Origin of the sequence: Nitrospirillum guaranorum, assembly GCF_034653275.1 — a bacterium.
In the GTDB taxonomy this organism is placed as follows: Bacteria; Pseudomonadota; Alphaproteobacteria; order Azospirillales; family Azospirillaceae; genus Nitrospirillum.
This window is the reverse complement of record NZ_JAYEES010000004.1, coordinates 399,533-411,552: the sequence shown is the minus strand read 5'-3', so window position 1 is coordinate 411,552 and position 12,020 is coordinate 399,533. Positions and strand designations below refer to the sequence as shown.

12 protein-coding genes are annotated in these 12,020 nt (G+C 70.0%); 9 read left to right on the top strand and 3 right to left on the bottom strand.

The genetic code is table 11. The features are described from left to right. Window positions 1-3: 3 nt before the first annotated feature. Entirely contained in the window at window positions 4-1,839 is a 1,836-nt protein-coding gene (locus UAJ10_RS23665; RefSeq protein ID WP_322917709.1) for an ABC transporter ATP-binding protein, read from the bottom strand. Between the two features lie 137 nt (window positions 1,840-1,976). Continuing rightward, entirely contained in the window at window positions 1,977-2,615 is a 639-nt protein-coding gene (locus UAJ10_RS23660) for a fumarylacetoacetate hydrolase family protein (RefSeq protein ID WP_322917708.1), read from the bottom strand. 285 nt (window positions 2,616-2,900) lie between these two features. On the opposite strand from UAJ10_RS23660, the gene UAJ10_RS29955 reads away from it, so the two are divergent. The 4 genes from UAJ10_RS29955 (at window position 2,901) to UAJ10_RS23645 (ending at window position 5,208) form a co-directional block, all read left to right on the top strand. Further along, the gene (locus tag UAJ10_RS29955) at window positions 2,901-3,209 is read left to right on the top strand and encodes a patatin-like phospholipase family protein (protein ID WP_416235400.1); all 309 of its coding nucleotides are present in this window, start codon (window positions 2,901-2,903) and stop codon (window positions 3,207-3,209) included. Next, window positions 3,107-3,916, top strand: coding sequence for a patatin-like phospholipase family protein (locus UAJ10_RS23655; protein WP_416235417.1), 810 nt, complete (start codon window positions 3,107-3,109; stop codon window positions 3,914-3,916). Before UAJ10_RS29955 ends, UAJ10_RS23655 begins: the two co-directional genes overlap by 103 nt. Window positions 3,917-4,212: 296 nt before the next feature. Then, window positions 4,213-4,422: a cold-shock protein gene (locus UAJ10_RS23650; protein ID WP_040849967.1), complete on the top strand. Its 210-nt coding sequence runs from the start codon at window positions 4,213-4,215 to the stop codon at window positions 4,420-4,422. Window positions 4,423-4,617: 195 nt separating this feature from the next. Beyond that, entirely contained in the window at window positions 4,618-5,208 is a 591-nt protein-coding gene (locus UAJ10_RS23645; protein WP_322917707.1) for a MarR family winged helix-turn-helix transcriptional regulator, read from the top strand. A 10-nt stretch (window positions 5,209-5,218) separates the two neighbouring features. Here the strand turns inward: UAJ10_RS23645 and UAJ10_RS23640 are convergent, their stop codons facing one another. Continuing rightward, window positions 5,219-6,910 carry a hypothetical protein gene (locus tag UAJ10_RS23640; protein ID WP_322917706.1) on the bottom strand — a complete coding sequence of 564 codons (1,692 nt, stop codon included), beginning with the start codon at window positions 6,908-6,910 and terminating at the stop codon, window positions 5,219-5,221. Window positions 6,911-7,365: 455 nt separating this feature from the next. Between UAJ10_RS23640 and UAJ10_RS23635 the strand changes: the two genes are divergently transcribed. From UAJ10_RS23635 to flgK, 5 genes are all read left to right on the top strand, one after another. Continuing rightward, window positions 7,366-8,031, top strand: a complete 666-nt coding sequence (locus UAJ10_RS23635) for a flagellar hook assembly protein FlgD (RefSeq protein ID WP_322917705.1) — start codon at window positions 7,366-7,368, stop codon at window positions 8,029-8,031. Window positions 8,032-8,092: 61 nt separating this feature from the next. Then, entirely contained in the window at window positions 8,093-9,364 is a 1,272-nt protein-coding gene (flgE, locus tag UAJ10_RS23630; RefSeq protein ID WP_322917704.1) for a flagellar hook protein FlgE, read from the top strand. Window positions 9,365-9,376: 12 nt separating this feature from the next. Further along, the gene (locus UAJ10_RS23625) at window positions 9,377-9,736 is read left to right on the top strand and encodes a hypothetical protein (protein WP_322917703.1); all 360 of its coding nucleotides are present in this window, start codon (window positions 9,377-9,379) and stop codon (window positions 9,734-9,736) included. Beyond that, window positions 9,733-10,260 carry a hypothetical protein gene (locus tag UAJ10_RS23620; RefSeq protein WP_322917702.1) on the top strand — a complete coding sequence of 176 codons (528 nt, stop codon included), beginning with the start codon at window positions 9,733-9,735 and terminating at the stop codon, window positions 10,258-10,260. The genes UAJ10_RS23625 and UAJ10_RS23620 overlap by 4 nt, the downstream gene beginning before the upstream one ends. Window positions 10,261-10,273: 13 nt before the next feature. Beyond that, entirely contained in the window at window positions 10,274-12,010 is a 1,737-nt protein-coding gene (gene flgK, locus UAJ10_RS23615) for a flagellar hook-associated protein FlgK (RefSeq protein ID WP_322917701.1), read from the top strand. Window positions 12,011-12,020 lie beyond the last annotated feature (10 nt).

The following is a 12,020-nucleotide window of genomic DNA, read 5'->3' as shown; positions in this document are numbered from 1 at the left end:
CGCTCAGCCGGCCGCCGAGAGGGCGCCGGCCGCCGTCACGGTCGACACATCCAGTTCCGCCACCGCCCCGTGGCCGCCGCCGGCCTGCAGGGCGTGGAAGCGGGCGTAGGCGCCGTCCAGGGCCAGCAATTCGTCGTGCGTGCCGGATTCCACCACCCGGCCGCCATCGATGACATAGATGCGGTCGGCGTCGACGATGGTGGACAGGCGGTGGGCGATGACCAGGGTGGTGCGGCCCTGCTGCAAGCGGCGCAGGGCGTCCTGCACCAGGCGCTCGGACTCGCTGTCCAGGGCGGAGGTCGCCTCGTCCAGCAGCAGCACGGGGGCGTTCTTCAGCATGGCGCGGGCGATGGCGATGCGCTGGCGCTGGCCGCCGGACAGCTTCACGCCGTTCTCGCCCACCCGGGTGTCGTAGCCCTGCGGCAGGCCCAGGATGAAGTCGTGCGCCGCCGCCGCCTTGGCCGCCGCCTCGATCTCCTCCTGCGTGGCGCCGACGCGGCCGTAGGCGATGTTGCCGCGCACGGTGTCGTCGAACAGCCCCGTCTCCTGGCTGACCAGGCCGATGGCGCTGCGCAGCGAGGCCAGCGTCACGTCGCGGATGTCCTGGCCGCCCAGGGTGACGGCGCCGCCGGTCACGTCGTAGAAACGGGGGATGAGGTTCAGGATGGTGGTCTTGCCCGACCCGCTGGACCCCACCAGGGCCACGGTCTTGCCCGCCGGCACCTCCAGCGACACGCCGTCCAGCGCCACCGTGCCGTCCTGGTAGGCGAAGCGCACGCCGTCGAACTTGATGGCGTGGGAGGCGACCGCCAAGTCGGCGGCGCCCGGCCGGTCGACGATGCGCGGCGGCGTGTCCAGCAGTTCGAACACCCGCTCCGCCGAGGCCAGGCTGACCTGCAGCTGGGTCTGCAGCTTGGACAGGCGCTTCAGCGGCTCGAACGCCAGCAGGAAGGCGCCGGTGAAGCTGGTCAGCGTGCCGGCGGTGCTGTGCCCGGCCGCCGCCTCCAGCCCGCCATAGATGATGACGCCGACGAAGATGACGCCGCTCAGCACCTCATTGATGGGGATGAGGGAGGAGGAGACGCGGAAGGACTTGTTGGTCAGCTTGCGCAGATCGTCGGCGATGCCGGCCACGCGCCGCATCTCATACTCTTCCATGCCATAGGCCTTCACATGGCGGGCACCCTGGAAGGTCTGGGTCAGGATGCTGGCGAAGGTGCCCAGCGCCGCCTGCGTGCGCCCCGCCACCCGCCGCAGCCGCCCGGTCATGCGGCTGAGCATCACGGTGGTGAAGGGCACCACGGTCAGCGAGATGGTGGCCAGCAGCCAGTCCTGCTGGAACATCACCCCCACCAGGAAAATGAGCGTCAGCACGCTCTGGCCGTAGTTGGTCAGCACCTCCGCCGTGCCCTGGCGCACCTGGTTCACGTCGTTCACCAGGCTGGAGACCAGTTGGCCCGACGGCAGGGAGTGCAAATAGGCGAGGTCGGCCTTGATCAGGTGGTTGTAGAGCTGCTTCTGCAGCGCCGCCACCAGCCGTTGGCCCACGTTGTTCATCAGCACGGCCGAGAAATATCCCGAGAAGCCGCGCACCACGAAGGTGGCGAAGACGATGACCGCGAAGGTGCGCAGATAGCCGGGATTCTTGCCGCTCAGCACCTCATCGATCAGGGGCACCAGCTTCTGCGCCAGCACGGCGGAGCTGCCGGCGTTGATGGCGATGAGGACGCTGGCCAGCAGCACCATGCCGATATAGGGCCGCAGGTAGTTGCCGGCCAGGCGCCTCACGAGCGGCAGGGTGGCGGTGTGGCGCGGCTGGGGCTTAGGCTTCTTGGACAAGGGACCGGGGAACCTCGGACTGCGGGCAAGGCGCCCGGCGCGGAAAAAGACGGGGCCATGCTTAGCACGAAGCCGCCCCCGCCAGCCAGAACCGGCCGGCGCGACACCGCGCGGCGCCCCTGCCCGGCGCCCCGCCCTTACACCCGGTCGGTGATGCGCAGTGACAGGTCGGGCAGGCCGTCGACGTGGGCGGTGATGAGGTCGCCCGGCACCACCGGGCCCACGTTCTCCGGCGTGCCGGTGAAGATCAGGTCGCCGGGCAGCAGGGCGAAGGCCTGGGACAGGTTGGCGATCTGCTCCGCCACCTTCCAGGTCATCTGGTCCAGGGTGGAGGATTGCTTGACCTCGCCGTCCACCGCCAGGGTGATGGCACCGGCGGCCAGGTGCCCCACCCGCGACACGGGGTGCAGTGGGCCGATGGGGGCGCTGCGGTCGAAGGCCTTGCCGATCTCCCACGGTTTCTTGATGTCGCCCATGGCGCGCTGCAGGTCGCGCCGGGTCATGTCCAGGCCCACGGCGTAGCCGAAGACGTGGGTGAGCGCCTGGTCGACCGGGATGTCCCGGCCGCCCACGCCGATGGCGGCCACCAGCTCCACCTCATAATGATAGTTGCTGGTCAGCGTGGGATAGGGATGGTCGGCCACCGTGCCCGGCATCACCACCTGCACGGCGTCGGCCGGCTTCTGGAAGAAGAACGGCGGCTCCCGCGTGGGGTCGGAGCCCATTTCGCGGGCGTGCGCCGCATAGTTGCGCCCGATGCAATAGATGCGGTGCACGGGGAAGACGGCGCCATCCCCCCTGCCAGCCCAGCCACGGGCACGGTGGGCTGGGGAACGGGGAACAGAAGCCGGGGCGCGCTGGTCATGGGCCTGGTCATCCGGGCGGTGGGTGGGGGCCGCCACCATAGCAGACCGTCGCCGGGGCGCCAGCCCGGCCCATTTCGTCTCTCATTTCGGCCCACCCCGTGCCACTTTCACCGGCTAACAGAAGCCGGTACGCTGGGCGGCCCGGCCCCGCCCCCTAGTTCAGTGTCGTCCCCCGCCGACAGAGAGAAGACCGCCATGCCCGACCGCCATCCCGAGCGCCACCCCCCCCGCCCCACCCTAGGCCTGGCGCTGGGCGGTGGCGTCGCCCGGGGGTGGGCGCACATCGGCGTGCTGCAGGCCCTGGCCCAGCACGGCATCCACCCCGACGTGGTGGCGGGCTGTTCCATCGGCGCGCTGGTCGGCGGCGTCTACCTCGGCAACCATCTGGAGACGCTGGAGCACTGGGCGCGCAACCTGACCAAGATGCGCATCCTGGGCCTGCTGGACCTGCGCCTGCGCAGCGGCGGCGGCCTGATCGGGGGGAGAAGCTGCTGGCCGAGCTGAACCAGCACCTGGGCGACGCGACCTTCGACGATCTGGCCAGCCCCTTCATCACCGTGGCCACGGACCTGGCCACCGGCAAGGAGGTGTGGCTGCGCCGCGGCTCGGTGGTGGAGGCCATGCGCGCCTCCTACGCCATGCCGGGCATCTTCCCGCCATCCCATGTCGACGGTCGCTGGCTGGTGGACGGCGCCCTGGTCGACCCCGTGCCCGTGGCCGCCTGCCGCGCCATGGGCGCCGCCATGGTGGTGGCCGTCGACCTGAACGCCGACATCATCGGCCGCACCCGGGGCCGCCATGACGGCGAGGCGGGCGCCGCCGCCCCGCCCGACGCCGCCCCCGCGACCGAGGACATGGAGGCGCCGGCCGACCTGGGGGGCGAGGTGCCGCAGAAGCATAATTTCGAGTTCCTGTCCGCCTTCCTGCAATCCCGCCGCGCCCGGCCGCAGCCGCCCAAGTACGAGGGGCCCAGCATGTTCGGCGTCATGGCGACCTCGCTGGGCATCGCGCTGGACCGCATCACCCGGTCCCGCCTGGCGGGCGAGCCGCCGGATATCCACCTGAAGCCCCGCCTGGGCCACATCGGCCTGCTGGAATTCGACCGGGCGGAGGAGGCCATCGCCGAGGGCAAGGCCGTGGTGGAGCGGGCCCTGCCCGAGCTGCGCGAGGCCCTGCGCGTCTTCGGCATCCCGGTGCGAATGGCATCTTAATAACCGCCAATCATCCACCGGGTGAATGACGGCCTACCCCCCTCATCCGAAAGGCCAAAGGTCATATACGGACCCTGGTTTCCCTCATCCATCAGTACAGCTCGCCAATCACTTTAAGTATTGTTCAGATTTTCTTGCTTGTCCTCGGGCGAGTTGGATTCCATGACTATGGCATCGAATTTGTCGCGGAGCCCTGCCCGGTCCACCGGTTCGCTCCCGTCATGATTTGATGCCCGCCGCCGCATACCCGCGGCCGGGCGACATTGGACCGGGAACTACCCGTCTAAGGAGACACCATGTCTATCGGCACCGTTAAGTGGTTCAACAGCACCAAGGGTTACGGCTTCATCCAGCCGGAGGATGGCACCGCCGACGTGTTCGTGCACATCAGCGCCGTCGAACAGGCGGGCCTGCGCTCGCTGAACGAAGGCCAGAAGGTCAGCTTCGACCTGCAGCACGACCCCCGCAAGGGCAAGTCGGCCGCCGGTAACCTGCGCACGCTGTGATCCCCACGCGGGGGCCTTCGGGCCGCCGCGCACGGTTGATTTCAGAACGGGCGGCCACCCCTGGGATGGCCGCCCGTTTCGTTTTGAACCCCTCCCTTCGGATAAGGCGGCGCGCGATTGATCCTGGTCAATGCCGGGGTGGGTCGGAGGGATCATGGTGGGGGCGTGAAAACAGTTATGTGGGGGTTCCATTCCATGCCCGACGCCCTTGCCCATTTCCGCGCCGAAGACGCCATCGCGCTGTGCGTCATCGACGTGGCCAACGCCCTGGTGCGCCACAGCGAGCCCCTGCTGGAAGAGGCCGGACTGACGGCGCCGCAGTGGACCGTGCTGATGAACGTGGCGGGTGACCGCAACTTCAACGACGGCCCCACCCAGCCGGCCAACGACCCGCATGCCGACGCCTACGCCGGCGCCGACCTGGATCGCCAGGGGGGCCGCCCGGCCTGCATCTTCTCGTCCGAGATCGCCGCCGCCCGCGGCCTGTCCCGCCCGCACATCAGCGCCACGGTGACGGAACTGCTGCGCAAGGGCCTGATCCGGCAGGAGGACGACCCCAGCGACCGCCGCCGCAAGCTCCTGTCCGCCACGCCGGAAGGCTTGGCCGTGCTGCGCCGGCTGCAGCCGCTGCGTCAGGCGGTGAACGACCTGCTGCTGGCCGACCTGGACAGCCACCAGCGCCGCACCCTGCTGGAGGCCCTGCGCATCATCCGCGACCGGTCCCGCCGGGCGGAGCATGTGCGCCCCTACGCCGACCGGCCGCACGCCCTGCGCCACGCGTCCTGAGCGCACGCCGTCAAAACGCGCCCTCGCCATCACTGGCCTGGGCGCGTTTTGTCATGCCCGCGTTTTGGAATGCCGCCATCCCGTTCGCCATGTCGCGGATGACGTCCCGGCGGTCGCGGGGCCCGGCGCGGAAGACGCGCATGGTGGGAAACCAGGGCCGCGCGCCCGTGCCCAGGCAGGTGACGTCCAGTTCCCCCGCCAGGCGCCAGACGGGCACGCCCAAGGCGCCGGCCAGTTCACCCGTGGCGGTGGGTGCCGTGACCACCAGGTCCAGGCAGGAGAGCAGGGCCGCCAGCCCGTCCAGGTCGTCGCGCTGGTCCAGCTCGGGGAAATGGCGCGGCGCCATGGGGCCCAGGGCCGCCCGCTCGCCTTCGGTGTCACCGTACATCAGGGTGACGACGGTGACGCCCGGCAGGCTCAGCAGCGGCGCCCAATCCGCCAGGTCCGACTGCCGGCCGGCGCGGCTTTCGATCGCCAGGCCGCTGCGCCAGCACAGGCCCACCTTCAGGGTGCGCGCACCATCCCCGTCCAGATCCGCCAGGCGCCGCCGCCAGTGGGTCCCCAGATCGTCCCGCGCCCGCAGATAGCCCGCCGGCCCCATGAAATCCGCCAGGTGGCCGCGCAGCAGGCCGGGCAAGGAGCCCGCCGCCGCCTGGGCCACGGCACGGCCTTCCGCCGGGGCTGGCGCCGCATCCCGCGCCTCCGCCACCACCCGGGCGTCGGGAAAAGCCCGGCTGAACAGGCCCACCAGGCGCGGGTCGCAGCGCACCACCGCCGATCCGGCGGCCGTGATCGCGGCGGCGTAGCAGGTCGCGAACATCAGCTCATCCCCCAGGCCCTGTTCGCGCCAGATCAGCAGGGGCCCGTCCAGGCGCTGACCCCGCCAGGCCGGCAGCTTGGGAACGGCGCGGAAGCGCTGCGGCTCCGCGGCCAGGCGGGCGTCATAGCCGGCCCAGCCGGCGGTCAGATCGCCGCGCGCCAGGTCCAGGTTGGCCCGGCCAAAGGCCAGGCGGGCATCGGTGGGATGGGCCCGCACGCCGGCCGCCCAGGCCTGGGCGGCGCCGTTCAGGTCGCCCAGCGCCTGCAAGGCGGCGGCCCGGGTGTACAGCGCCTCCGCCTGTGTCGGCTCGGCCGCCAGGGCCCGGTGGCTGGCGTCCAGCGCCAGGCGGGGGCGGCCTTGGGCCATGAGGATGGAGGCCAGGTTGACGTGGCCGTTGACCAGGCCGGGGTCCAGGGCCAGCGCGGCGCGGGCGGCGTCCTCCGCCTCCGCCAGCCGGTCCAGCGCGCGCAGCACCGCCGCCAGGTTGCTGTGGCACACAGCGTCCCCGGGCGACAGGCGCAGGGCCATGCGCAGCACCGGCTCCGCCTGCGGCACGCGGCCCAGGCGGCGCAGCGCCACGCCCCACAGGGTGAACAGGCCCAGGTCCGCCGCCTCACCCGGCCGCGCGGTGCCGGCGGCCAGGGCCAGCACCGGTTCCGCCTCCGCCGGCCGGTCCAGCGCCAGCAGCACGCGGCCGGCCAGCGCCAGCCAGCGGGGCGTGCGCGCGCCCGCCGCCAGCGCCGGACGGCACAACACCCAGGCCGCGTCCGCCCGCCCCGCCCCCAGCAGGGACGCCGCCGCGGCCAGGGACGGGTCGTCCCCCATCGCTAGGGTGTCGCCGCCCCCCTCATCGGGGCGCGGTCGTGTCAGGTTTTCAGGCATGCCGCCCCCTCATCCTCCATGCCCCTCCCCTCACGCGCGGCGGCCGGCAAGCCGTCGCGGACCCTGGAAGTCGGGCGGGCCCCGGCACGGGTGGGCAAAATCTGCCGGGCGTCCCGACAAAAGCCGGATCCGAAAACCCCAGGATTTCCGCCATTTTTGCGAACGTCCGCCGTGAGAATGATGGCCCCGCTAGGAAGAAACTGCCGATCGGCAATACATGACCAGTAAAATTTTGCCCACTCAAATACTCGAAGTCTTCACGCTCGAGATTAAGCAAACGGCCTGGAAGCATATAAGCCGGGCGACGACTTCCCGGCTCGGAACTTTTTTTTGGAACCATCAAAAATAGTGCGCCCGCTTCTGTGAAGGCCGGCGTTGAACCGATCGAAAGCCAATTCCGGCCCGAGGTCCCATTCCAGGATCCGGGGAAGCGGCGAAGAGGGAAAGGTCGGATCATGACGACGGTCGGCAGCACCAGTTCCAGCAGCAGCGCCAGCACGACGGGGACCACCTCGTCCTCTTCGTCCACCAGCTCGCTGGGCGACTTCACCACCATGCTGACGCTGCTGCTGAAGGAGCTGCAGACGCAGGATCCGACCAGCCCCATGGATACCAGCACCTTCACCACCCAGCTGGTGCAGATGTCCAGCCTGGAGGCGCAGCAGGCGTCCAACACCCTGCTGGAAGGTATCAGCAGCTCGCTCAGCAGCTTCACCGGCAGCTATCCGGCCTACAGTTACCTGGGCCAGACGGTGTCGACCGACAGCGACCAGGCGCCCATGCAGGACGGCTCCGCCATCTGGAGCTACACCCTGCCGTCCGACGCCGACAGCGTCAGCTACACGGTCAGCGACAGCAGCGGCAACGTCGTCTACTCCGGCACGGGCGGCACCAGCGCCGGCACCAACTACATCACCTGGAAGGGCACCGAGACGGATGGCGGCACCGCCACCTCGGGCACCTACACCCTGTCCATCACCGCCACCACCGACAACGCCGCCAGCAGCGTCAGCGCCTATGGCGTCGGCAAGGTCACGGGCGTCGACACCTCCACCGGCACGGCCAAGCTGACACTGGGAAGTTACGAGATCGCCATGGACGACGTGACGTCAATCCTTTGATCCACAAGGACTTTCCCAGTCGCCGGCCGCACCGCCGCCTCGCCCGCAAGGAAACACGGCAATGAGCATCTTCAGCGCCCTGAACACCGCCACCTCGGCCCTGTACGCCCAGTCCAAGGCGTTCACCTCCATCTCCAGCAACATCTCCAACTCGTCCAGCACGGGCTACAAGGCGACCGACACCTCGTTCACCGCCCTGCTCACCGACAGCCAGACCAGCTCGGCCGACTATGGCGGCGTCATCGCCGGCACGACGCAGACGGTCAGCAGCCAGGGCGACATCACCTCCACCGACGTCACCACCAACCTGGCGCTGGATGGCGACGGCATGTTCGTGGTCAACGACGGCAGCAGCACCCAGGCCTACTACACCCGCGACGGCAGCTTCAGCGAGGACAACAGCGGTTATCTGGTGAACACCGAGGGCTTCTACCTGGAAGGCTGGGCCACGGACGACAGCGGCAACATCCTAGCCACCAACCGCAGCGACACGGCCAGCCTGGAAAAGATCAACCTGGACGACATCTCCGGCTCGCCCAAGGCGACCAGCAAGGTGACCAGCAGCCTGAACCTGCCGTCCGACGCCACGGTGGGCAGCAGCTACACCACCGACACCGAGGTGTACGACAGCCTGGGCAACAGCAGCACGGTCACCATGACCTGGACCAAGACCGGCACCAACACGTGGGAGCTGGACGCGTCCAACCCCGTGTCCAGCACCGACGGGTCCACGGTCACCGGCACCACCAGCGGCACGCCCGTCAGCCTGGTGTTCAACAGCGACGGCTCGCTGGCCTCCCCCACCACCGACATGCAGCTGAGCATCACGGGGTGGAGCAGCGGCGCCACCGACAGCACCATCACCCTGGACTATGGCGAGAACGGCGGCAGCGGGTCGATCACCCAGTACGCCAGCGGGTCCACCACCCCCGCCATCACCACCACCGGCACGCCCAAGCAGGACGGCTACGCCAAGGGCACGCTGACCAGCGTGGACATCGGCACGGACGGCAGCGTCGTCGCCAACTTCGACAACGGCCAGTCCAAGACGGTCTACAAGATCCCGGTGGCCACCTTCGCCAACGCCGACGGCCTGACCGCCGTGTCCGGCCAGACCTACGCCCAGTCCACGGCGTCGGGCACCTACTCCCTGAAGGAGGCGGGCAGCGACGGCGCCGGCACCATCGAGTCCAAGTCGCTGGAAAGCTCCAACGTCGACGTGTCGGACGAGCTGAGCCGCATGATCTACGCGCAGCAGGCCTACTCGGCTGCCGCCAAGGTGGTCTCCACCGCGCAGGACATGATGGACACCCTGCTTCAGGCCAAGCGGTAAGGGGGACGCGCCATGAACCAGCACCTCCCCCTCATCGTCCAGTCGGCCCAGTCGATAGAAGCGCCGGCCCCCGCCGGCCCCGCCGTCTTCGACCCCACGCGGCTGGACCGGCTGTTGCGCGAGGGCAAGCGGCTGAACGCCGCCGTGCGCTCCGCCCTCACGCCCGGCGTGCGGGTGGGCGGTCATATCCGCCGCGCCGCGCAGCTGGCCCTGATCGACGACCTGACCCGCTACCAGGAACGGCTGGAAACGGCCCTGGCCGAGCTGCGCCCCCTGATCGAAGTGCAACAGCAGCGGGCCCGGGCCCTGACGCTCTATTCGCGGGCGCTCAACAACGCCTACCTGCCTTCCTACCGCCGGGGTGCGCGATGACCAGCTTCCTCTCCCGCCTGTTCGCCACGCCGGCGCCCGAGCCCGTCATCACCGTGGCGGAACCGGCGCCGGAGGCCGTCCCCGTCCTGCCGGCGCCGCCGCCCGGCGGCACGCAGTTTCCGGTGGCGCTGATGGAGGCCTTCGCCGCCTTCCAGGCCGCGGCCAGCCAGCCGGAGGCCAGCCTGGAGCGGCGGCGCGCGATGTACATGGCGCTGAAGCACCTGCGCGAGGCGGAGGCCGTGGCCCGCGTGACCCTGTCCCAGGTGGCGGCCCAGAAGGGCGGCCCGGGCCGCGCCGCCACCGGCCGCCACTGGGCGCCGCAGCTGCAGGGCCTGATGGACGAGATGGCCGCCCTGCAGGCCGGCATGGCGGCGGAGCTGAAGGGCCGGCGCTCGCGCCTGCAGGGCTTGCTGCACGTGACGCGGGAACGGGCGCGGGACGTGCGCGGCTACTACCCGGCGCGGGGCCGCCAGGTGCGCGTCGACAGCCACCAGGCGCGCCACTGCGTGCAGCTGACCGCCTGAAAGGACGCTCCCCATGTCGCTTCGCACCGCGGGATCCATCGCCCAATCCGCCCTGACGGCGACGCAGACGGCCATCACCGTCACCAGCGCCAACACCGCCAACGTCAGCACCGACGGCTACACCAAGAAGACGGCCAACCAGACGGCCGTCACCGTCAACGGCCAGGCGTCCGGGGTCAGCGTCAGCAGCGTCACGCGCGATGTGGATCAATACCTGCTGCGCCAGGTGGTGTCCGCGACCTCGGCCGACAGCCAGGCCAACACGCTCAGCAGCTACATGGCGGACGTCGACGTCGCCTATGGCACCGTGTCGGGCAGCACGTCCATCGCCGATGTCATCGACAGCGTGACCAGCGACCTGTCCACGCTGGCGTCGGGCAACGGCACCGACACGGACAAGGCCTCGACCGTCACGGCGCTGGAAACCATGGCCAGCACCATCAGCGAGGCGTCCAGCACGGTGCAGGGCCTGCGCGCGCAGGCGGACGGCGACATCGCCAGCGATGTGGACGCGGCCAACAGCGCCATCACCACCATCGCCAGCCTGAACAAGCAGATCGTCGCCGCCAAGGCCGCCGGCCAGTCCACCGCCGACCTGGAGGATCAGCGCGACAGCCAGCTGAAGACCCTGTCCAGCTACCTGGGCGTCAGCTATTCGGTGGACGACACCGGCGCCATGCAGGTGTCCACCTCCTCCGGCCAGGTGCTGGTGGGCAGCACCGCCCACACCCTGAGCTACACCGCCGCTGCCAGCGTCGACGCCGGCACGACCTACCCCACGGGCTTCAGCGCGCTGAGCGTGGACGGCACCGACATCACCGGCAGCGTGAAGTCCGGCGCCATCGGCGCCCTGATCACCCTGCGCGACGACACGCTGGTGGACCAGCAAACCCGCCTGGACAACCTGGCCAGCACCGTCATCAGCACGGTCAACACCGTGTCCAACCAGGGCACCAGCTATCCGGCGGCCACCTCGCTGACCGGCACGGCCACGGTCAGCGCCGGCGACAGCCTGTCGGGGACGGGCACCCTGCGCCTGGTGGCGGTGGACAGCAACGACGACGCGGCCGCCGTCCTGGATGTCGACCTCAGCGGCGTGTCCACGGTGCAGGACCTGCTGGACACCATCAACGCCAGCGGCAATTTCACCGCCAGCATCACCAGCGACGGCCACCTGACCATCGCCGCCGCCGACAGCAGCGACGGCATCGCCGTGAACGAGATGGACAGCAGCGTGGGCGCCGACAAGGAAGGCGCCTCGCTCTATTTCGGGCTGAACGACGTGCTGACCGGCACCGGCGCCAGCGACATCGCCGTCAACAGCAGCCTTGCCGCCGACAGCTCGCTGCTGCCCACCGGCACCCTGTCGGACAGCGGCACCCTGGCGGTGGGCGACACGGCCATCACCTCGGGCGACGTCAGCACCATCACGGCGCTGGAAAACGCCTTCACCGGCACACGGAGCTTCGGCAGCGCCGGCGGCCTGGCCAAGGCCACCACCACCCTGTCGGGCTACGCCTCCACCATCATCAGTAGTGCCGCCACCGCCGCGGCCACGGCCAGCACCAAGGCCGACACCGCCAGTTCCAGCCTGGACGACGCCACCACGGCGCTGAGCTCGCAATCCGGCGTCAGCCTGGATGAGGAGACGGCCATGGTCTCGACCCTGGAGCAGGCCTACCAGGCGGCGGCCAAGATCATGTCGACGCTGCAGGAAATGTTCACCGCCACCATCGAGATGGTGAACTGAAAGGGGCCCG

Coding starts and splice junctions, on each gene's coding strand:
- UAJ10_RS29955 (WP_416235400.1), top strand. CDS start 2,901: ATGCCCGACCGCCATCCCGAGCGCCACCCCCCCCGCCCCACCCTAGGC.
- UAJ10_RS23650 (WP_040849967.1), top strand. CDS start 4,213: ATGTCTATCGGCACCGTTAAGTGGTTCAACAGCACCAAGGGTTACGGC.
- UAJ10_RS23645 (WP_322917707.1), top strand. CDS start 4,618: ATGCCCGACGCCCTTGCCCATTTCCGCGCCGAAGACGCCATCGCGCTG.
- UAJ10_RS23640 (WP_322917706.1), bottom strand. CDS start 6,910: ATGCCTGAAAACCTGACACGACCGCGCCCCGATGAGGGGGGCGGCGAC.
- UAJ10_RS23635 (WP_322917705.1), top strand. CDS start 7,366: ATGACGACGGTCGGCAGCACCAGTTCCAGCAGCAGCGCCAGCACGACG.
- flgE (WP_322917704.1), top strand. CDS start 8,093: ATGAGCATCTTCAGCGCCCTGAACACCGCCACCTCGGCCCTGTACGCC.
- UAJ10_RS23625 (WP_322917703.1), top strand. CDS start 9,377: ATGAACCAGCACCTCCCCCTCATCGTCCAGTCGGCCCAGTCGATAGAA.
- UAJ10_RS23620 (WP_322917702.1), top strand. CDS start 9,733: ATGACCAGCTTCCTCTCCCGCCTGTTCGCCACGCCGGCGCCCGAGCCC.
- flgK (WP_322917701.1), top strand. CDS start 10,274: ATGTCGCTTCGCACCGCGGGATCCATCGCCCAATCCGCCCTGACGGCG.